This is a genomic window from Mojavia sp., assembly GCF_059505145.1.
Window position 1 is genome coordinate 1 of the sequence record NZ_JCACKA010000128.1, and the last position, 21,044, is coordinate 21,044.

Consider the following 21,044-nt stretch of genomic DNA (forward strand, 5'->3'; position numbering starts at 1 on the left):
CCAATATGTCTGGTAGCACTTCGCAATCAGCCACATCATTAGTAGTCACCACCGCGCCTAGAATTTCGCCACTTTCTGAGTCAACTCCTAGATGCAACTTTCGCCAAGCGTCCCCATTGTGGCAATTGCCCTAAGGGGCAGTGCCGAAGCCAATCGCTGTATCAGAGTAATAATTCGATGCTCCCTTTCTTCTGTTTTCTGCTGGTTGCACCACTGCTCGATTGTCTCTTCATTTACCCAAAAGGTTATGCTGCCTCGTTGCTTGAGCGAAGCATCATAAGCGTTCCAATTCTTAACTTTGTACTGGGCTTTCGTCTTCATCTTCGGGCTAGGCGGCAAGAAACATCGGCGATAGGTAAAATTTACCATTTTGCCTATTCACGCAACAACGCCGCTCCGAAATGAACCCAATTGAATTGGAATGGCAACACCTCAAAAAAGATGAACTAGCCGCCAAAAGTTTTGAGGATGAATTAGACCTTGCTTATGCTGTGATGGATGGAGTTCAAACAAGAGGTAAAAAAGGAAACTACAGTACACAACGTGTAAAATTTAGCTCTCATTCCTCTGCTTAAACTTCTGTTACATAGTTGTAAGAATTTCCCCCGACTTACTTACACTCACAGCTGCCTACACGAGTTCAAGAACTTTAATTTGTCCTAAGTTCAAGTTGTGTCTGGAGTACAACGCCAGCTCTATAGAGCAAAAGATTTTGTATATGTGGAATTTCTAATTGCCAAGGTTCAACCCAATATCTGAGTATTCAACTTGAATTTGCTCTAATTGCTGCTTCAGCCATTCTGAAAATAGCTGTGAAATGATCGTTAAACGTAAAGTTTGATTTAATTCAGGTTTGATTACTTCTTCAACATTAATTAAATGCACTCCTTTATAGGTGACAATAGGTTTAAGAAGTTGGGGTGGAGTTACTGCAAACACCCCTGCTGATATTTCTGGTTTTAAATCTGTGCGGTTCAGTATTCCCCTATATCCTCCACTGCGGCGTAACTCATCATCTTGAATATACTGATGGGCAACTTCAGAAAAACTTATCTCGCCTTCTTGAATTGCATAAAAAAGTTCCATTGCCAAGTCTAAATCGTCAACGACAACTTCATACATGACTACTTGAGCATAATCTAATTGATTCTCTACAAAAAACTGCTCAACTTTATCAGCAAATAAATGTTCTGCTAACTTTGAAGAAATAACATTGTCATAAACTAACTCTTCAAAATCATCTAAAGAAAGATTGTGTTTTTGTAACCATGACCAAGTTGTTTCAGCACTCTCAAGCTGGTTAATCATCCGCAAGGTATCTGCTGCTTCTTGAAGTTCTGCTGTTTCAACTTTTATTCCTACTTCTTGGGCGGCATTTATAATAATTTTGCGAGTGATGATACTTTCCGTAATAGTAGGAATTTGACAAGAAAGCTTGATATGGTGAATAATTTCATTTTGGGATATAACAAGAATATCTGACATATATAAACTCCTTATGATTAGGTGCTAAAGTTCTAAACCACCTTTTTGTAACTTCTTAAATGGATCTAGTACAAAATCAATCAAGCGACGTTTACGTACAATTACCTCAGCAGTTGCCGTTTGCCCTGGTGTTAAAGTAATCCATCTATTTCTAGTTTGGATAGCAGCTTTTGGCAGTTCAATTTCTAGTTCAAAATTCTCTAACTTACCTTGGGGAGTCTCGACAACTTTAGAATCTGGTGAAATCCAACGGAGTTTGCCTTCTACTACTCCATAATCTTGAAAAGGATAAGCATCAAATTTTAGTTTGACTGGCATTCCTACACGCAAAAAACCACTTTCTTGGCTGGGCATCTCGGCTCTAAATATCAAAGGTACTCCTTGAGGTGCAATTTGAGTAACCATTTGCCCTGGTTGTACAACAGTTCCAGCATTATTAATAGATAACTGAAAAATTGTACCATCAATAGGACTACGAAGAGTTTGTTGTTGTAGTTGAAATTGCAAAGACTGAATTTGTTTTTTAGTTTGGTCAATTTCTGATAGCACATCGATAGCTTGAGACTGAAGTTCTCTAATTTGTTTTTGACTCTCTAACAGAGCGAGTTCACCTGTACGACTAAGGCGTTGATTTGTGCTTTGTTGTTTAGTAATTTCAGTTGTGGCTTGTTGAATATCTGATTGTGGTTGTTCTAAAAGTCTCTGGCGTTCAAACATAGCACCTTCTATTTCTTCTAATTTGCTCTTAGAAATAGCACCTTTTTGCCAAAGATATCGATAACGTTGAATTTCATTGTTAGCTAACTTCAAACGGCCTTTTTCGAGAGTATACACTTGTTTACTATAATTTAGCCGTTGCTTAATTTGATCGAGTTGAGCAAGTTGTTCAGACTCTTGGGCTTGGTTTTGTAATTGCTGAGTGCGTAAAGACATTGTTAGTTGATTTTTGAGTAACTGAAGTTGATTGACTCGATTTTGTTGACCCTCAAGCTTTGCCTGAGTTTGTTGTAATTCAGTGCGAGTTAAATCTGATTCCAACTCCAATAAAATTTGTCCAGCTTTGACAATTTGCCCTTCTTTAACTTTGATGGATATAACTTTTCCTGTCACAGGTGCATCCAACCTTAAAGTTTTACCTTGAGGTTCAAGTCGTCCTCTAGAGCTACCTGTTTCGTCTACTTGAGATAGCATCGCCCAAGGTAAAACGATCACCGCAAATATTACTAGCCAATACAGCAGTCCGCGCGTCCAAACTCGTGGCAATGTATCAATTAGTTCTTTAGTTAAAGAAGACCAATCTTCACTGATAGATGTAGAAGATTTTGACTGAGGTTTGAAATCCAGTTGATTACTCTGGTAGTGACCGTTCTGACCAAATTGCTCTTGTGGAATAAATTCATTTGTCATGGTTAGTTCTCTGATTATTGATTCAAATTGCTACAGTCAGTTGTTGTTGATTGAGGTAGAAATAGTGACCGCGTTTAGCCATTAATTCCTCGTGAGTGCCACTCTCAACTAACAAGCCTTTATCTAGCACCAAAATTTTGTTAGCATTGCGTACTGTTGAAAGGCGATGTGCAATCACCACGGTTGTTCTATCTTGAAGAATTGTGTTGAGGTTAGTTTGAATAATGCGTTCAGATTCAGCATCAAGACTGCTGGTAGCTTCATCTAAAATCAGTAGTCGCGGATTTCCGGCAAGGGCGCGCGCGATCGCTAATCGTTGTCTTTGTCCACCAGATAGCATTCCTCCTCCCTCGCCAATCAGGGTTTCGTACCCCATTGGTAGTTCTTTAATAAATTGATGTGCGCCTGCTTGTTTAGCGACTTCTATGATTTCTTCTAAAGAAGCTTCGGGATGACCTATAGAAATATTTTCCCGAATCGTATTACCAAACAAAAAGGTATCTTGGTCAACTACACCGATTTGCTGACGGAGTGATCGCAACGATAAACTACTGGTATCATAGCCATCAATTAATATTTTCCCTTCTGTAGGCAGATACAATCCTAATATCAGCTTAGAAATAGTCGTTTTTCCTGAACCACTACGTCCGACGAGCGCAATTGTCTGTCCTGCTTGGACTTCAAAACTGATATTTTCTAAGGTATTTATCTCACTTTCTGGGTGATATCGAAAAGTAACTTTGTCAAAGCGAATATAACCTCTAATTGCGGGTAAAGATTGATGATGTTGATGCTGTAAATCTTCTTCTGGTTCAGCATCAATCACATCATTAATCCGTTCAACAGCAATCAGTACTTCTTGCAGTTCATTCCACAATAAAATTAGTCTTTCAAAAGGATTAATAACATTACTGAGCAACATATTAAAAGCTATCAGTTGTCCAATCGTAAGTTCATTTTGAATTACTTGCCACGCACCAAACCATAGTAATGCTGCGGTGACTACAGCTTCAATACCAGAGCTAAATATTTGCAGTGTATTGCTAATTATTTGCCCTGAAAAATTCTTTTTCACTGACTTTCCAAAAAGTTCTTCCCATTGCCAGCGTACTGTTTGCTCAACTGCCATTGACTTAATCGTGCGGATACCAGTCAAGGATTGAATTAAATACCCAGTTTCTTCGTTATGTGCGCCAAAAATCTCGCGGGAAACACGTTGCAAAAAAGGTGTAGCTATCAGTGCCAGTAATACAAATGGCGGCACAATTATTAGGGTCATTAATGCCATCTTCCAGCTATACCAAAACATCAATCCAACATAGACAAATACTGTGAGTAAATCTAAAAAGATAGAAAGTGCTTCACCAGTTAAGAAACGTTGGATTTTGCGGTTTTCTTGCACGCGAGAAATGATATCCCCGACGTAGCGAGACTCGAAATAGTTCAGAGGTAAGCGAAAGGTATGGGTAATAAATCCTACAATCAAGGCTAAATCCACTCGGTTAGCTGTGTGGTCGAGAAGGTATTGTCGCAGTCCAGTGATGGCGACTCGAAACAGACTAAAGATGATTAAACCTATACCGACAGCCGTTAATGTTAAGTTACTACGCTGCACAACTACTCGGTCTAATAATAGTTGCGTAAATAGTGGTGTGACCAAGCCAAAGATTTGAATCAAGATGGAAGCAACGAGAACTTCTAACAATACCAGCCAATGAGGTTTAGTTAATTCAAAAAACTGCCAGAAAGGAGTGCTAGCTTCTTTGGCTTCTCGGAGTAGGGCTGTCGGTTGGAGTAACAAAGCATAGCCAGTCCAACCTGCTTTAAATTCTAAATGTGAAAGGGTACGCTGACCAATACCAGGATCTCCAACGATAACGCGAGCGCCTTTCACTTCATAGACAACGATATAATGTTTGCCTTCCCAATGCACAATAGCCGGGAGGCTTTGCTGTGCAAGTTTATCCAGGCTGGCTTTGACAGGTCGAGTCGAAAAGCCGATGCTTTCTGCTGCTGCTGCTAAACCTCGCAGCGATGAACCATTCTGGTCAACGTTGGCAATATCTCGCAGGCGATTGACGCTAAAACGCTTACCCCAGTAGCGACCAACCATCACCAAGCAAGCCGCACCGCAATCAGACGAACTTTGTTGTTCAAAGAAGGGATAGCGTTGAGTAATACGTTGCCATAAATGACCGATTTTGACGGTTGGGCTAGGGAAGTAAGCTTTACTAATTTTCTTCTTTAATTGGTTTTGTGGCTCAACCGTCAATTGCGGCAATATCACAGGCTGAGAGACTGTAACGGGATGGTTGCTAGTATCGAGTTCAGCCAGTTGTGGTAAGTATTGCAATGCAGTTTGCCAATGCGAACGGCTGAGGCTGTATAATTGCGTTGGTTGAATTACTTGCCAGCCAGGGTCTTTAGGTAACTCAGATAAGGTGTAAATATTGCCTGCGGTGAGTTTAAGTCCTGATGTGTGCAGTAGTTCGCCGCGCCGCAGTATCAAAAGCTGCTGGTCTTTAAGTAAAGAAGATGGCAGTTTACTAATTTGGAGATTGTGCTGTTCTAGAAGTGGTTGGATTTGCGTTACATCTTCGTAAGTAACATTATTCAACCCAGAATTTTGACGACATAACAATAGTAAATCCCAAAGTAAAGCTTGGTTGTGAAGATGCTGCTCAATCGAAGGATATTTACGAATAAGCGATCGCAAACATTCCCCAGGAAGATAACCAACCTTGAGATTTACCGAAGCCCTAACAGCATAAGGTTGAAATTCTGCTTCGGGAAATAGGGTTAGTTCACCGAAGGATGTTCCTGTACCTATAGAAGCGATTAAGTTATCGCTGCGATCAAGTAATCTAGCTTTACCAGCCACAACTATATAGATGCCTACGTTTGCGTCTGTTGTCTGCCAAAAAAGTTTGCCTGCACTTGGCTGGATAATTTCAATTTTTTTAATGCAGTCTGAAAGTTCTGGTTGTGTAAGAGTCTGACCCAGAGTTGGGGCAAGCTGTTGAATAGACAGTTCTGATTTGTTCTGAACCATGATTTGAAAAAATTAATTACTGGTTTTAACGAAATTCAACGACCACCGAAAATTAGGCTCTGAATTTGGTAACAGATTGCTAATCATAATCCGAGAATTTTGAGTGTTATCAGTTTCTTGCTCTGCTTTGCGTGTCTGTCGAGTCGAAAGTCCCATTTCCTTCAGCAGACGGTTAACATGGCAAGCACTTACTTTAATGCCCAACTCTTTTGCCAAATGCTTGCTTAACCATTGTGCTGTCCAGCGTTCAAATGGATAGCCATACTCACGCGGACTATGGCTTGCCAGCTCTTGCAAACGAGTCAGATATTGCTCATTCACAGCTTTGGGACGACCCATCGGGCGATCGCTCCAATGGTGAGCTTGACCTGTTTGGGCGATCGTCATCCAGTGCCGTGCTGTCTCTTGAGAGCATCCTAAAGCTTCACAAATTTCAGTTTGAGATTGGCCTGCATCTGCCAACAATATAATTTCAATCCGACGGCGGTATTCTGGACGTAAATCTGTTTCTAAACTCTTGAGCAAAAGCTTATGCTGAAACGCTGTTAAATATAGACCTTGCTTGTCCACAGCAATTCCTCCTGGTATAACTTGCAATGCCCAGATAGAAATTAATCTGGATATTTCCTGAGAACCTCTGTTACTTCTCTGAATCAAAACTCCAGGAATTCCACAACTTGTTACAAAGCTTTACAATATTCGGATGAACAGTCACAAGTCAGGCTTTATAGCCTTTGGTGGTGTGACAAACTAAAAACAGCACCATCTACAACAAAAAACATAGCTTAAGTTTTAAATTAGATGATTAGCAGTAGTAACGCGCTACTGCACTGTAATTTTTCAGAGAAAAGTACTTTTATTTTTGAATATTAAATATTTGAATAATTAAAACATAACTCATGGAATTTTGTATAAACAAGAAGGGTTTAAGTCTTGAAATCATTTATAAAAACTCATATCTTTGAGTTGAGGTTAATAAGTCAAGTTAATCTCAGCCAAACAATTTATTAAGGAGAAAGAAAAAATGGCACAGATCAAAGTACTAGATTTAGATAATGCTTGCTCACTATCTGAATTAAGCTGCGAGGACATCAATATTGTTAGAGGAGGATTCGTAGCTACATTGGCAGCTACTAAAAACCTCGCTAATGCTATTCGTGTACGCAGAATTGTTCTCCGTAGAACAGGTAACGAAGCGTTAGCTAACGCGGCTTCTTTATCTACTTGAGATTAGATACCAAATGAAGTCTGAGTGTTAGTATCATAACTGTGTTGTTTAGTGCCTTTCAGATAGGTATTAGATGATACAAAATCCCTGAACTGAACTTGATTTAGTTTTGGCGGATTAATCAATTCCCTGTAAATAGATTTTGTTAATTAGTCAATAAATAGAGACTTTACCTGTATTTGCTAATGATGCAGGTAGAGTTTTTTGTTTGTAGCTGGAAATCCATAAAACAATGCTTTACTTTAGAAACAAAACACTCTTACTTATGCATCAAAAAGAAGCTTTTACCTCTTGAAATTATTTATAAAAACTCATATTTTGAATTGAGGTTAATAAGTCAAAGTTAATCTCAACCAAAAAATTTTATTGATAAAAAAGAAAAGATGGCACAGATCAAAATACTAGATTTAGATAATTCTTGCTCACTATCTGAATTAAGCTGCGAGGATATAAATATTGTTAAAGGAGGACAAGCAGCTACATTGATACGTACTAGAAACCCCTTAGATGCTGCCCGTACATATTTGGTTGTTCTGCGTAGAACAGAAAATAGACGGCGAGCTAGGGCAGCTTCTTTATCTACTCCTGCATAGCTTATTTGACTTCATCTTGAATTTCTATTTGATACGCTAACTTAGCCAAATAGAAATTTAATAGCTTTTTTATAGGGAATATCTTCACCACAAGTAAACCTTAAATTTTACTTGTGGTGAAAACAAAGAATCAATTCAAAAGTGATTGGAAAAGTTTTGTATTGTAGGCGTATGTTTGTATCTTGTATTTCTGGGAAACCGAAATAAATATGTATTAAACCCATTTATGTCTAGTTCGATATGCGAAATAAAAATTACTTACTTGTTGTGAAAAAAAACACTGAGGAAAACATAGTACTAAATCTTGCATTCAAAGAGTATTGATTGTATCAGGTGCGTCTGGTGAGAATCAAGCCCTACAAAACAACATGGAATTATGACTGGCAAAGTAACAACTCAAGGCGATCAGATCCTCAAAGCGGACATTGCACGTCAGCTTTTTGGTCTTGATGGTAAAGGAATTAAAGTTGGCATTATTTCGGATAGTTTTAATTCGCTTTCTGGATTAAGTGAAAATGTTAAAAGTGGAGATTTGCCTGGAAAAGCAAATCCATTTGGATATCGTCAACCTGTAACTATCCTCGCAGACACTGATGAGCCACTATTAGATGAAGGTAGGGCATTAGGTCAGATAGTTCACGATATAGCACCAGGGGCAGAGCTATTTTTTCATACCTTTGCTGAAGAGAACCAAGACGGCCTCTTTGCAGATGAAGAAACTTTTGCCAAAGCAGTTTCTACCCTTGTTGCTGCGGGGGTCGATATAATCGTTGGAGACGCTATAGTTCCTGCTTCTCTTCTACAAGACGGTAAAGCAGCTAAAGCTATCGAAGCAGCCATCGATCAAGGTGTAGTAGTTGTCTCTGCGGCTGGGAATAATGGCGGAATTTCATACGAAAGCGTATTTTGTCCAGGCGCTGAGTTTGAGCTTGAAGGTTTTCAATTTCAAGCCCACGATTTTGATCCCACTGATGGTGTAGATTTCTTTCAGAACATCAATCTCCCAGAGAGTAATACACTGATCAATCCTCTTTTGGGATGGGACGATGCGATTGGGGAAATCAAAACCGAATATGTCCAGTTTTTAGTGAATACGCCTGAATTGCCGAACTTAGGCAATATTGTCGCAGTTTCAGGGGTGATTAGCGAGTCTGCTGTAGATGTTCCCCTTCAAGCACTTGGGTATGTCCCCCAAAAAGATGAACAACTTTACTTTGTAATTGCTAAGGTTGGTGATGATATATCCGAAAAACCAACGTTTATCAAATGGGTTAGTAACGCTAATGGGGCAGACCGCACAATTGACTATGAGTATATAGACGAAGATGCCAATAATAGATCGGTTTACGGAAATAGTAATGCACCCAGATCCATTACCGTTGGTGCCACGAATATCAAAAACCCTATAGAAATTAGGGATTATTCAAGTCAGGGAGGATCTCCCATTTGGCTGGATTCTGATGGCAATAGGTTGGCCAATCCCATCCTCAGAAATAAACCAGAAATCTATGCCCCAGACGGCGTTGCAACCAATTTCCCAATTGATTCTTCGTTTGCTGAATTTTTAGGTACTTCAGCATCCGCACCTCACGTAGCAGGTATAGTAGCTCTAATGTTAGATCGAGCCGATGGAAATCTTACTCCTGAAGAGATTCGTACTAAAGTCCAAAATACTGCGCTTTCTATAAAAGAAGGTTCAGGACTTGTACAGGCAGATCGAGCTGTTATAGAGTCATTCGTTTCAGAAAAGATAGGGTCTGACTGTACCGATTTTATCAATGGGACAGATTCTGCTGACAATCTTTATGGAAATAAAGGTGCTGATATTTTAGTTGGGCGGGGAGGGCAAGACTATTTAGTAGGAGGAGAGGGGAAAGACATTTTATTAGGAGGTAAGGGCAATGATGTCCTCGATGGTGGTAAAGGCAACGATATCCTTATTGGTGAAAAAGGAGCCGATCGCTTTGTGCTGCGATCGCTTTATGGACAAGATAAAATACTTGACTATCATCATGGAGAGGACTTTTTCATCTTAGAGGATCTAACATTTGAGCAACTCACAATTACGCAAGGCAGTTTTAGCACTTCAATTCAGGTTACAAATACACAACAGAGACTAGCAGAACTTATTGGAATACAAGCTAGCACCATTGGGGTGGAAAACTTTATAGCGTTGGCATAGCGAGAAAGGGTTGACTTTGGAAGTTTGACTCGACATGAAGAAATTGATGTGGCGATCGCAGTCCTTCAGCAAGGTAAAGTAATCTACATATCAGTATAATTACAACCAATTACCCACCAGAACATAAGGTGCCCAAAAATATGGGCGATTTTCTTTAGCTAAAATTGCAAGTTGGGCGCGTTGCAGAGCTTGGGCTTTAGTTACCCCAGCATCCAACTGTCGGTATAATTCACCCATAAACTCGCTAGTAGATTGATCATCTATTGTCCACAAAGTTGCTAGCGTACTGCGTGCGCCCGCCCGCACAGCAACTCCAGCCAATCCTAAAGCAGCTCGTTTGTCTCCCGTGGCAGTTTTACAAGCACTAAGAACGAGTAATTCAATTGTTTCTGGTCGGCTTTCACCCCTAGCTCGTAGTAAATTATCCAATTCTCTAACCTTCAGTAATTTATCCCAGGTGAGAATATAAGTTTGTTCAACATCTGAACTAAATTGCCCGTGAGTTGCCAGATGCACCACTGAAAACGGAGTAGATTGAATTTGCTTTTCCAGATTAGTTTGAGTGAAATCCTGATTTAAAAGTTTTTTACTTGTTTTAACTGAAGACTGGACTTGTTTTAATTCCTGTGTCACGTTTGAGAGTTCAGAAAAAGATTGACCTTCAATTAAGCGTTCTTGCTCAACTCCAGCAACTAAAACATTTAGCTGCACGTTTTGTAAAGGTTTGGGATCAACAAGTTGCAAACCAGGGGTCAAAGAAATAGCATATTTTTCTACTAGATACTTCTGCTGCTGTTTGTCATAGAGAATCCCCATTGGGATATTCCGCAACGCACCATCTAGTACAAACACTAAAGTTTTTATCTCTTGGGTTGCTAAATTTGCTTCAATAGGTCTAATTAACCAATCATATAACTGTTGTGAATACTGTTTAACATCAGGCTCTCGGCTAGCAATCGGTAAATCTTTTTGTAATTGTTCTACAGTGTTTTCTAATACATTTTTAGATATTTTAGTAGTATTGTGGTAAATTGTATCTTGCCCTGGCAATCTAGTAATAATTTCTAGCCGATTATCTAAAATAATTGGATAGATAACCGCTGTGGATTTTTCTTTTTCAACTAATTTATCAAGTCCAACTCTTGGTAGTAAACAAGGCGAACGAAAAAAGTTATCTAATTCTGCTAATTGGAGAGATTCAATTACTTGGCGGGCTTGAAGGAGATTATCTGACTTTTGATTTGTATTTTCCTCCAATTGCAACAATAAATCAACGTACTGTCGATATACTGGTTCTATGCTCTCACGGAAAGAAAATTGTACGTCAGGATTAATTGCAACTAAATCGTTACGAAGGGATTTGAGGGCATTATAAGCTCGATTATAAGCTGCTGTTGCAGCTGGGATATTGGATTGCTTTTGAAATATCCGTCCCATTTGCCAATGCCATTGATAAGCAATGTCTTGAGCATCAATAGACTCAGCTTTCACTAAGGCTTGCTGCGTGAGGCCTTTGGCATCAGATAACTGTCCGCTTTGTTCGTACAGTTCGCCAAGAGTACCAATTGCATAAGATTCGCTTCGTTCATCTTTTAAACTCTTAGCAATTTCTACAGCTTGCGCTAGCATTTTAGCAACATCTTTTGGTTGAACTTCGTTTTGGATCATTTTGCTCAGACTTTGGCCAAAGTTAATCCGGTAATTAACAGCCGTCCGACTTGGAGGCAAATTGTTTATCTGAGACTGAATTTGGGATAATAATGCTTTTGCTGTGCTAATTTTTTTTTGTTCTACCAATAGTCTTAATAGATTTAGTTGAGCCTGGAGGCGCACAGTAGGTGTTGCAGATGCAATCTGCACCGCCTGTTGATAATATTGGATTGCTGTTTTAGTGTAATTATCGGCGCTGTTTGAGTTACCTAAACTCAGTTGAGCGTATGTTTGAGCGCGGGCTGTATTACCTAAACTCAGTAAAGCATTACTTTGAGCGATCGCATTTCCGACTCGCCTAGCCACAGAAGAACTTTCTTCTAAAATTTTGTGCGAATCGTTTAAATAACCCAAACCTTGCAGCACATTCCCTAAGCTCTGCAATCCTGTGGCTTTCAGAGAAGAATCTGCTTGTTTTTGGAGAATTACGTGTACCGAAATTAATGTTTTATGTGCTTGCAGATAATTTCCCAAAGCTTGCATTACTTGGGCTTGATTAATTCGATTGCGAATCAGTGCCGATGTATCATCTAATTGTTGATAAATTTTAGCTGCTTCTTGCCAAGTACCCAAAGCGGCTTCAGTTTGCCCCCGTGCTAATTCCAGATTTCCTTGAACATCTAAAGCTTGGGCAAAGATTTGCGATTGTTCTTGTGAAGAATCGGAATCTTTGAGACTTTGTAATAGTTTAATACTTTGTGCGATCGCTTCAGTTGCCTCTTGCCATTGTCCTAGTTGTTGGTAGGCTAAAGAAAGATTGCTCAAAGTTATAGCTTCGTTTAACGCATGATTATTAGCTTTAAATTCATTAGCTGCTTTTTTTAAAAGTTGTACTGTCTCCATAAACTGTCCTGATTCATAAAGTGCTTGACTTTGTTGCACTAACCTAGAAGTCTCGGTTGGGTTGACAGCAGAGGTTGTTGTCAAAATAGAAAAGGACAGGATTGTAGATTTTGAACTACGCGCATCGGCGACTACAGGGGAAGGGCGTGATTTGACAAACGCCACCATTAAATAATTAGATAAGTTAAAAATATACGGACAATATATGCACAGTAATGCAGTCAATAATGCTATTAATAAATGCTTTAAAAGTTTCATATAATTCTAAAACTAACATGACATCACTGAGTCACTTTAGCTACCATGACATTGAATTGGGTTCTGTCTGGAAGTGTGAGGAGTAGCGGTAGATGAATTAGCAGTGAGGACTATTTGCCCTTTGGCGTTTAGCATTACACCTGTGGCTTCAACAATACGTTTGGGAGTGGAAGTAGTTGGTTTAGTGGTAACAGGTGGTAGAGAACGGTTGTTATTGCTGGGTTTAAGAGACACCCAATCTATTTGGGTTGTATCAGGAGTGAGAATGTCTTTGGGGTTGGGTGGTAAACCACCGCGTCCAGCGATCGCAAACTTGCTTTGAGCGTAACTTGGACTATAGCAGCCTTGGGCCACTTCAGTATCAACTGATATTGCTGGCAATTCAACTAAGCCACTGTTAGGGTCAATTTCAGATGTAATCAGTTCCACAAAACCACTCAGATCGGAACTTGCTCCTGTGGCGGTAATGTCACTTGTGTTATCAGATGCCACATCTCGGAACTGTATACCAAAGATACCTTGGGCATTGACTCGCACATTCCCACCACGGAAGTTAGCAGAATTAGCACTGATGTCACTATTTTCAAAACCAATGAGAAAGTTGGTGTTAATGTTGATATCGCCGCCGATGACGTTTTCGCCCGTGGCGTTGGTTCTAATGTTGCTATTGCGACTCATGATTAAATTTTCTGAGTTAATGTTAATTGTCGCTTGCTCAGAGTTAGGGTCAACTTTAGTGCTACGTGTATTAGCAGTAAGTAAAGCATCGTTATTTAGACGGATAGAGCGAGCGTTTACTGTCATATTACCTGCGGTTCCTGTTCCTAGACTCTGCACACTTACTGCTGCTCCATCTTGCACGAGCAAACTATTAGTATTAATCATCAAATCTCCCGCATCTCCTGTTGATTTTGGCTGTGCAGAAGCAGACAAAGCACTAGGAAACTCATAACTATCGGCATTTGTGCCAATCAGTTGTATGTTTTCAGCATTAACGGTTAAATTTCCTCCCTCGCCCGCACCAAATGTACCAGCACCTATCTGCCCTCCATCTTTAACTAATAAGATATTAGTATTAATCGTCAAATCTCCCGCATCTCCTGTTGATTTTGACTCTGCGGAAGCAAACAAACCACTACTAATCAGTTGTATATTTTCAGCATTAACGGTTAAATTTCCTCCCTTACCCGAACCAAAAGTGCCAGCATTCACTTGCGCTCCATCTCGCACTAGCAAGGTATTAGTATTAATAGTCAAATCTCCTGCATCCTTTGTTGAGTCTGGCTCTGCCTGAGCAAACAAGCCACTGACAAGAGGACTAACGGCACTTTTACCAATCAGTTGAACATCTTTGGCACCAAGGGTTAAATTTCCCCCCTTACCCGAACCAAAAGTACCAGTATTTACCTGCGCTCCATCTTTGATTAATAAGGTATTAGTATTAATCGTCAAATCTCCCGCATCTCCTGTTGAAGTTAACCCTGCGGAAGTACTTAGTCCACTGGGAAACTTACCATCGGCACTTGTACCAATCAATTGCACATCTTTAGCATCAAGTGTAAAATTTCCACCTTTGCCCCCGCTAAATGTACCAACACTTACCTGCGCTCCATCTCGTACTAGCAATGTATTAGTTTTAATTGTCAAATTTCCCGCATTCCCTGTTGAGTTTGACTCTGCGGAAGCAAATAATAAAGCACTACTAATCAGTTGTATATCTTTAGCATTAATAGTTAGATTTCCACCTTTGCCTCTACCAAATGTAGCAGCACCTACCTCTGCCCCACCCTCAACTTGCAAAGTATTAGCACTGATATTGACATCGCCTCCTTGTCCATTTGCTTCTGGTAGCACGAGATTACGAATGAAACTCCTATTGTCGAGATTAATTGCTCCAGTCGCATTAACATCAATATTTCCCGCCTTACCGTTATTAGAATTCAGCCTGTTCTGTATCGCTGCAAACAGTTCACTCTCTCCTGTCATTTCTAAATTTCGGGCATTAACCGCGATACTACCACCATCGTTAGCAGCCACATATACAAGAGCGCCGTTGTTAAGCGAAATATTACTTCTTTGTAAACTATCGGGAAAACTCAAACTCAGATTATTACCATTTCCATTCAACCCAACTGTTCCCGCACTTGCTAATCCACCTAACTCAACTCGCCCACCAAAAGCAAACAATCTTCCACTATCCATATTGATATCACCGCCTACCAACAGCAAACCGTTGCCATTTGGTACGCGCAAACCAACTGAGTTATTTTGAATAGATGCGGTTTGTATTTGATTAAATAGTAAGGCGGAAGGATTGACCGTTAGCAAAGATGTAGAACTTTCTGGATTAGTAGCACTAAAAAAACCGCGATCGCCAAATCCAATAGCATTGGCTGTAGTCCCTACAAACGAACCACCAATATCCAGCCTCGCACCTTGTCCAAAAATAATCCCATTTGGATTTATCAGAAACAAATTAGCTGTACCATTAGCGCGAATTAACCCGTTAATATTAGAAACTGATCCACCCGTAACCCGACTAATGATATTTTGAATATCTACAGCATTATTAAAAGAAGCAGCGCTATCATTAGGCACAGAAAATTCGCCAAAGCTGTGAAACAAATTATTTCCTGCTTGCGTTCCTTCAGTAATATTGAAGATATTACCCTCTCTTGTGACGTTGGAGTTATTAGGCAAGGTGTTATCCGGGATAATTTGAGCAAAAACATACTCTTGCCCAGAAGTAATTAATACCCCACATACCAGCAAAATACTACACCAGCATTGCCAACCTTGAGTTATTCCTGACATAGCACCTCCAATAAATCAGTAACTTTACCGTGTGATTAGTCTTATTTTTCTAAGTTGTAATGCTCTAGAATTGGCTCTTTAGCAATATCTTGCAAGCCAACTACATTTAATAAGTCAACCCAATCTTTATTAATAGTTGCATCCTGCGGATTAGCGTGGCGCAGTTGACCTAAATTAGTGAGGGCATCATACCAAATATCATTGGCACTATAAACAATGTACTCCCTTGCTTTTGCCGTCTTCAATTGATTATCAAGCGCCTGAGTCAACACTTGTTTTTGCACAAACCCATCTACATAAAAATTGTCAGATGTTTTTTGCGGATCGCCACAATAAATATGAAAATACCAGCGATATTTTTTATCTGCTTTTAATGAATATTGCGATTTTGATGGCAAAGTAATGCTAACAATACCAGATTTTCCAGAAAGAGTAAGAGGTGTTCTATAGACATTCTGTACATCTTTACCATCTAGGGCTTGCAATACGAATTCTCCGGAACGTGTGTTTTCAGACAATTGAGGAACATAAAACCAAAATGTTGGATTTTCTGCAACTGTTGATGCTAAAAATGATTCCTCTGCATCGCCAGGTACTAAAGCAGTCAGACGGGTCAGAGAGTTAGGACACTCAGGATTACGCCCAGCCCCCGCTCTGCGCCGACCTGTAGGTGCGCCATTTCTCGGCAATTTCGGTTGCCGAAAAGATTGGAAGTGCGAATTTTTAACAGTGTTTTGACTCGAATCAGTCAATTGTGCTTGCACTGATTGTGAATAAATTGTTGTACTAATAATTAGCAACGGAATTACGCAGGTACTTTGAATTATTTTTTTTCTAATCATGATCAAAATTTAATTGTTTTCTCTTGTCAAGATAGAAACGTCTAAACGATGAAACTACCAATACTTGGGTAGCTAGAAATGCTAATATTGGAGGGATAAGTGGCACCCATCCAGCCAGTGTAAAAATGCCAAAACATAATCCAAATAATATTAAAAGTGTTACTATCACCGCCAATCCAAGGTGCAGCGGTTTTGAATAATACCATGCTGTAATACCTCCTATCAATGACCATCCCCATATCCAAAGTGCCTCCATCCATCCAGACCACCACCACAACAAAGGTCTGCGGTCTAAAACTGCGCTCAGGATTTGACTTAGCATCTGTGCTTGTACGAATACTCCTGGTATTTGCTTTTGCTTCGGTTTTGCATTAGAACTAAACGGTGTTTTCCAATAATCGTTTGTATTGGTGGGGGCAGAAAGACCAATAAGAACAATGCGGTCTTTGAGTAATTCAACTGATTCTAATGGGATTTTTTCATCTAACACATCTCTCAAACTAATTTGCTCGGCAATTTTCTCCACAGAGGAGAGAGAACGATAATTCAACAATATTTGATAACCCGATGCATCCACTTTTTGATAACCGCTAGTGTGTTCGTTTAATTGCTCAAACACAACGTTACCAATCTGCAAATAAGCTTCTTTTGTAACACTTGATGTTTTTTCTTCTTTATCTAAATAATGAAGTGCTAGTTGTAGGCTAAAAGCGTATTCTGTGGTACATAGAGATTTTGAAGGAGGAGTCAAATGCAAAAGTTGGCGACGAGCAATATCTTCTTCGTCTGCAACAAAATCACTAAAACTCAAACGTTCTGTGGAAACTCCAAGAGGTGGGGGAATTCCATCAGTATCACCATCATCATCAAGAGTAGCAACTTTGCACACAAAAAATAGACGATCATCTTCCTGAAAACGAATAGCTAAATTTGGATATTTCGGGTCTAGAATACCATCACGATAAATATCTAAACCGATAGTTCTTGGTTGATACTTATTTAATTTCTCTAATAGTTGAGCAAGGGCTTGGTCAGATAATGACCATCGCATTTGCATTCCTTTATTGAGTTGGTACTGGATATCCGCTTCATCAATAGTGATAATTAAAATCCGCTCGTCGGGTTGTTCAGTGACGAGTTGCGATCGCAATTGCATAAAATCGTCAAAAGCCTTTAATTCCGACGTTTGCAGATAACCCCAATACCGCACCCCCAAAACGAAACTTGTTACGAACAAGCTTGTCAGCAATATTGCCATTCCACTCTTGACAGCAAACATTTTTCGATGCAGCTGCCAAGTCATCGGCACTACCGCAGGATGTTCGCTAATCACTGGCAACCAACTTGCACCCGGATACTCCTTTTCTATTCCTTTAAGCCTTTGTCTGGCAGTGCGAACCGCAGCATATATAGATTGTCCAGATGAAAAAACCTCCAGAAAATGCTTTAAAAATTTTTGAGCTACAAAGTCTGGCACTGGTTCTCGCATAACAATAATTTGCGGAATCTGCAAATCTTGTAGTTCTCGCGCTAATCCTAATCCATCACAGGAGTTGAAAATTGCTAGTTGTAAACCGTTGGCAACAGCATTTCTCAGGTCATGTCTGAGTTCATCAATTGTTAATTTATCTGTCTTATTAATATAGATGCAACCAGTATCACCTTCGCTTTTGCTATGACCTGCAAAAAATAAAATATTCCAAGGTTGTTTCCACAATTTATCGTTAATATCTGAATATTGAGGTTCTACTAAAAAAGTTGTAGCGGCACTAGGTAATTTCTCTAATAACTGGCGGTCTTGCTCCACATCAATACCATCACTATGGCCTAAAATTGCCAAAATTCTGATTTTATTTCTCCAGCTAGATGTCTGCAATGCGGGTGTTACTCGTTCTGATTCTGGAATACTGAGAACAACTTCAGCTTTCAGGTAATCTCGATCTATCAGATCCCACAAATGCCAGGGAAGTTTCTTGAGTTGCAAACAGTGAGTGCGAATCAACACCCGGATTTCTTCATCTGGCATCAGATGTTTAAGCCATTTTTCCCGCACGGGACGAAAAGATTCTGACAGTAACCAGTTATTCAGATGCTCCTGCACCTCACTAGCTTTTGTGTCGTACTCCTTACGTCGCTGGGAGATAGAACCATCGTAAATAATTTTTTTGGCTTTGATGCGGGTAAATTTCCACAAACTACGATAGATGGACTGCCACTGGTCAATTGCTGTTGCCATATCTAGATTGGAGGGCAGCTTGCCAGTAATTTCTGTAGTGGGGCGTTTGCCTTCTTCTCCAATCTCCAGCGTTACTTGCACGCCTAAGTACAAATCGCCATCTAGCTTCAGCACAACTAATTTTCTCATTGGCAGTACCCCTGCTGTTGTTATTAACAAATGACAAAATTTTCTGTAATGCTGATATCTCCCAGAGCCAGTTTAACGCTGAAACTTTCTCCCATCTCACAACTAAATTCCAATTGAATATTCTTATTACTGCTTCTAGTTTGGGCTTCCATCACAGATGCTCCTTCAAAATCTAGTATCATTAGATGGAGATTTGGTGGCAGATAATCTTGTCCGTTTGTCGGATGTACTTCTACGATAACGTCCATTTCTTGCTCGTTGTCTGGTGGCAGGGTAACGACTAAAACCACTGCGCGTTGGCGTAGCCCGCCGTAGGCATCGCTTAAAGTTTTTCCTAAATCAATCAGCTTGCCCCTACTAATAAAAGCGCCATTAGCACTTCTCAGACTCCAAGCTGGATTGACACTTCGAGTGCCTAAAAGAGTCTCAATCTCTTGCCAACCAGATTCAAAAATATTCTCTAACCATTGCTTCAAATTAACTAAATTCTGATTACAGGTCAGCGAATTATCAGCAAGCTGGAATTGAGAAAGTTCTTCTAAATACTCCAATAGTTCATCTAAAGGTTGCAATTGGTTAATGGGTAATAAATCAGTTTGTACCTGCTTGATAAATCCCAGCAACTTCGCTTCTCTAAATGATTTGCCGATCTGCACAACTACATAGCCAATTCGATTTGACTGTACTTCTGGCGGCACATAAACAAATTGTGCATCTGACAATACTGGGCGACATTCTAACAAACCCAAGTTTTTAAGCGACAAATCAGCGACATCCATCAGTGTCTGTTGGATGACATTCCAACTGTCACTTTTATTCAAGTCTGTCTCAAATCCCATGCAACATAGATAATAGTTTACAAAAGACACAGACAAAGTATTGAGATAAACTTGTTCGCCTTTTGCTTGTGTGGCTTGTTGTCTGCGTAACTCTTCTGCTCGATGCCTTCCATCCACAGGTATCGGGGCTGAAAATGTTAAAACGTCTATGATTTTTCTCATATTTTTCCTAACTAATTAGATAAGATTAAATATACAAATATTCTTGAAATTTATTAGCAAATTTTTTCAAACAACGTTGGTAAAAATTGTGTAAAGATGTGATTCCAATACCCCATTCCGCTGAAATATCTTTCCAAGAAATACCAGAACATCTTCTTTGAGCTATGGCTTGAAAATTTGCCTCTGGATGACCTTTGATGTGTTCTTTGCAAAAAATGAACTCTGGATCTGATTCTATACATTCTCTTACTTGTTCAAATAGAGACATAGATTGAGATGAGGGTATATTTTCCCAGTGAAAGTTTTCGAGATTTATTTCATTTTCTTTGCCCATAGCTTTGGGGATAGCTTCTGGGAAAAAACGTTTAGTTAATAGCATATTTACCCAAGTTATTACTTCACCGCGTTCTGGGTCATATTTATTAATATTGTGATCTTGACAAAGATAGAAAAATAAATTTTGTACTGCCTCATCATAGATATCTTCGTAAAGTAGTTGAAATTGGCCTTTATAAGGACGAACGAGCTTACCTGACTGCCAAATAGCATTAATCAGACGTGTTAGAGCTATCCGCTTTTCCTTGGTTAGGTGTGTGTATTGTTGGGCTGCGATCGCTAATTCTTTAAGTTGTGCATCTAGTTGTTTTCTCCAGTCATTAGTCATAAAAGACCTCGAATCAGAACGCACCAAGTTGCGAATTCATATATATCTCATGGATTGATCGCAACTTTTACACAAACCAGTCACAATTGTTACAAAACTTTGTGCTTATGCATTGAACTGGGAAGATTTGGCTCGACACAACACCAGATTCTTTCTTTGGTGTTCACGCTGACCTCCTTTCAAGTTCGATAGTAAGTTAAATTCCTCTTTGATGGAGGTATGAGCCACTAGAATTAGCTGGACTAATCCCCAGCCTTACATTCTTGCTCGATAAAACTCAGTAGTTTTTCTTCAAACTCACTCAAATACGGTCGCTTCAACTCCCCCAGACACTTCAGCACAGCACGAGCAGCTTCTTCCAAGTTCTCGCTCTCCCGCAACCTTGTAATGTGAGCGCTTGAGTTCGTTCCTTCATACACTTCAAAACGGCTTCGGGTTAATGCTTCCAAGTCGCTATTTTCCCGCAACATTATGAATGCGCTCTCTAACAACAATTCACATCTTGATTAACAGAATTTTATTGCTGGGATACGTTCATTATTCAATGGCATTGCTGAATGAAAGGATGAATTGATTTATATAGGTACAATTTGATACTTT

16 protein-coding genes and 1 pseudogene are annotated in these 21,044 nt (G+C 39.7%); 4 read left to right on the forward strand and 13 right to left on the reverse strand.

The window, feature by feature from the left end; genetic code table 11:
* Both AC5JL8_RS35060 and AC5JL8_RS35065 read right to left on the reverse strand, forming a co-directional pair.
* Positions 1–97, reverse strand: a pseudogene (locus AC5JL8_RS35060) (IS5-like element ISLesp5 family transposase); the annotation flags it as partial.
* Positions 88–369 (reverse strand): hypothetical protein, encoded by a 282-nt coding sequence (locus AC5JL8_RS35065; RefSeq protein ID WP_495884310.1) that lies wholly within the window; start codon positions 367–369, stop codon positions 88–90. The pseudogene AC5JL8_RS35060 and the gene AC5JL8_RS35065, both read right to left, overlap by 10 nt.
* A gap of 32 nt (positions 370–401) precedes the next feature.
* On the opposite strand from AC5JL8_RS35065, the gene AC5JL8_RS35070 reads away from it, so the two are divergent.
* Positions 402–575: a hypothetical protein gene (locus AC5JL8_RS35070; protein WP_495884311.1), complete on the forward strand. Its 174-nt coding sequence runs from the start codon at positions 402–404 to the stop codon at positions 573–575.
* Between the two features lie 154 nt (positions 576–729).
* On the opposite strand, the gene AC5JL8_RS35075 is transcribed toward AC5JL8_RS35070, so the two are convergent.
* The 4 genes from AC5JL8_RS35075 to AC5JL8_RS35090 are packed head-to-tail and all read right to left on the reverse strand — an operon-like array spanning position 730 to position 6,514.
* Positions 730–1,485, reverse strand: a complete 756-nt coding sequence (locus tag AC5JL8_RS35075; RefSeq protein ID WP_495884312.1) for a peptidylprolyl isomerase — start codon at positions 1,483–1,485, stop codon at positions 730–732.
* A gap of 24 nt (positions 1,486–1,509) precedes the next feature.
* Positions 1,510–2,892, reverse strand: a complete 1,383-nt coding sequence (locus tag AC5JL8_RS35080; protein WP_495884313.1) for a beta-barrel domain-containing protein — start codon at positions 2,890–2,892, stop codon at positions 1,510–1,512.
* 22 nt (positions 2,893–2,914) lie between these two features.
* Positions 2,915–5,944 carry a peptidase domain-containing ABC transporter gene (locus AC5JL8_RS35085; RefSeq protein ID WP_495884314.1) on the reverse strand — a complete coding sequence of 1,010 codons (3,030 nt, stop codon included), beginning with the start codon at positions 5,942–5,944 and terminating at the stop codon, positions 2,915–2,917.
* 12 nt (positions 5,945–5,956) lie between these two features.
* Positions 5,957–6,514, reverse strand: a complete 558-nt coding sequence (locus AC5JL8_RS35090; protein WP_495884315.1) for a helix-turn-helix domain-containing protein — start codon at positions 6,512–6,514, stop codon at positions 5,957–5,959.
* A gap of 454 nt (positions 6,515–6,968) precedes the next feature.
* Between AC5JL8_RS35090 and AC5JL8_RS35095 the strand changes: the two genes are divergently transcribed.
* The 3 genes from AC5JL8_RS35095 (at position 6,969) to AC5JL8_RS35105 (ending at position 9,947) form a co-directional block, all read left to right on the forward strand.
* Entirely contained in the window at positions 6,969–7,172 is a 204-nt protein-coding gene (locus AC5JL8_RS35095) for a hypothetical protein (RefSeq protein WP_495884316.1), read from the forward strand.
* 383 nt (positions 7,173–7,555) lie between these two features.
* The gene (locus AC5JL8_RS35100; protein WP_495884317.1) at positions 7,556–7,765 is read left to right on the forward strand and encodes a hypothetical protein; all 210 of its coding nucleotides are present in this window, start codon (positions 7,556–7,558) and stop codon (positions 7,763–7,765) included.
* A gap of 376 nt (positions 7,766–8,141) precedes the next feature.
* The gene (locus tag AC5JL8_RS35105; RefSeq protein WP_495884318.1) at positions 8,142–9,947 is read left to right on the forward strand and encodes a S8 family serine peptidase; all 1,806 of its coding nucleotides are present in this window, start codon (positions 8,142–8,144) and stop codon (positions 9,945–9,947) included.
* A 99-nt stretch (positions 9,948–10,046) separates the two neighbouring features.
* Here the strand turns inward: AC5JL8_RS35105 and AC5JL8_RS35110 are convergent, their stop codons facing one another.
* From AC5JL8_RS35110 to AC5JL8_RS35140, 7 genes are all read right to left on the reverse strand, one after another.
* Positions 10,047–12,758, reverse strand: coding sequence for a CHAT domain-containing protein (locus AC5JL8_RS35110; protein ID WP_495884319.1), 2,712 nt, complete (start codon positions 12,756–12,758; stop codon positions 10,047–10,049).
* A gap of 36 nt (positions 12,759–12,794) precedes the next feature.
* A complete protein-coding gene (locus tag AC5JL8_RS35115) occupies positions 12,795–15,572 on the reverse strand; it encodes a two-partner secretion domain-containing protein (RefSeq protein ID WP_495884320.1) in 2,778 nt (925 codons plus the stop codon).
* Positions 15,573–15,613: 41 nt separating this feature from the next.
* Positions 15,614–16,414 (reverse strand): DUF928 domain-containing protein, encoded by an 801-nt coding sequence (locus AC5JL8_RS35120; protein ID WP_495884321.1) that lies wholly within the window; start codon positions 16,412–16,414, stop codon positions 15,614–15,616.
* Entirely contained in the window at positions 16,407–18,779 is a 2,373-nt protein-coding gene (locus AC5JL8_RS35125) for a CHASE2 domain-containing protein (RefSeq protein ID WP_495884322.1), read from the reverse strand. The genes AC5JL8_RS35120 and AC5JL8_RS35125 overlap by 8 nt, the downstream gene beginning before the upstream one ends.
* Before the next feature lie 23 nt (positions 18,780–18,802).
* Complete coding sequence (locus AC5JL8_RS35130; protein WP_495884323.1) at positions 18,803–19,780, reverse strand: DUF1822 family protein; 978 nt, start codon at positions 19,778–19,780, stop codon at positions 18,803–18,805.
* A gap of 25 nt (positions 19,781–19,805) precedes the next feature.
* Complete coding sequence (locus AC5JL8_RS35135) at positions 19,806–20,444, reverse strand: sigma-70 family RNA polymerase sigma factor (RefSeq protein ID WP_495884324.1); 639 nt, start codon at positions 20,442–20,444, stop codon at positions 19,806–19,808.
* A gap of 242 nt (positions 20,445–20,686) precedes the next feature.
* Positions 20,687–20,914, reverse strand: a complete 228-nt coding sequence (locus tag AC5JL8_RS35140; RefSeq protein ID WP_495884325.1) for a hypothetical protein — start codon at positions 20,912–20,914, stop codon at positions 20,687–20,689.
* Positions 20,915–21,044: the final 130 nt, after the last annotated feature.

Excerpts from the sequence above, each read along its gene's own strand:
- AC5JL8_RS35095 (WP_495884316.1), top strand. The coding sequence starts at position 6,969 with ATGGCACAGATCAAAGTACTAGATTTAGATAATGCTTGCTCACTATCT.
- AC5JL8_RS35100 (WP_495884317.1), top strand. The coding sequence starts at position 7,556 with ATGGCACAGATCAAAATACTAGATTTAGATAATTCTTGCTCACTATCT.
- AC5JL8_RS35075 (WP_495884312.1), bottom strand. The coding sequence starts at position 1,485 with ATGTCAGATATTCTTGTTATATCCCAAAATGAAATTATTCACCATATC.
- AC5JL8_RS35080 (WP_495884313.1), bottom strand. The coding sequence starts at position 2,892 with ATGACAAATGAATTTATTCCACAAGAGCAATTTGGTCAGAACGGTCAC.
- AC5JL8_RS35110 (WP_495884319.1), bottom strand. The coding sequence starts at position 12,758 with ATGAAACTTTTAAAGCATTTATTAATAGCATTATTGACTGCATTACTG.
- AC5JL8_RS35130 (WP_495884323.1), bottom strand. The coding sequence starts at position 19,780 with ATGAGAAAAATCATAGACGTTTTAACATTTTCAGCCCCGATACCTGTG.
- AC5JL8_RS35140 (WP_495884325.1), bottom strand. The coding sequence starts at position 20,914 with ATGTTGCGGGAAAATAGCGACTTGGAAGCATTAACCCGAAGCCGTTTT.
- AC5JL8_RS35115 (WP_495884320.1), bottom strand. The coding sequence starts at position 15,572 with ATGTCAGGAATAACTCAAGGTTGGCAATGCTGGTGTAGTATTTTGCTG.
- AC5JL8_RS35070 (WP_495884311.1), top strand. The coding sequence starts at position 402 with ATGAACCCAATTGAATTGGAATGGCAACACCTCAAAAAAGATGAACTA.
- AC5JL8_RS35135 (WP_495884324.1), bottom strand. The coding sequence starts at position 20,444 with ATGACTAATGACTGGAGAAAACAACTAGATGCACAACTTAAAGAATTA.
- AC5JL8_RS35105 (WP_495884318.1), top strand. The coding sequence starts at position 8,142 with ATGACTGGCAAAGTAACAACTCAAGGCGATCAGATCCTCAAAGCGGAC.
- AC5JL8_RS35065 (WP_495884310.1), bottom strand. The coding sequence starts at position 369 with ATGGTAAATTTTACCTATCGCCGATGTTTCTTGCCGCCTAGCCCGAAG.
- AC5JL8_RS35120 (WP_495884321.1), bottom strand. The coding sequence starts at position 16,414 with ATGATTAGAAAAAAAATAATTCAAAGTACCTGCGTAATTCCGTTGCTA.
- AC5JL8_RS35085 (WP_495884314.1), bottom strand. The coding sequence starts at position 5,944 with ATGGTTCAGAACAAATCAGAACTGTCTATTCAACAGCTTGCCCCAACT.
- AC5JL8_RS35125 (WP_495884322.1), bottom strand. The coding sequence starts at position 18,779 with ATGAGAAAATTAGTTGTGCTGAAGCTAGATGGCGATTTGTACTTAGGC.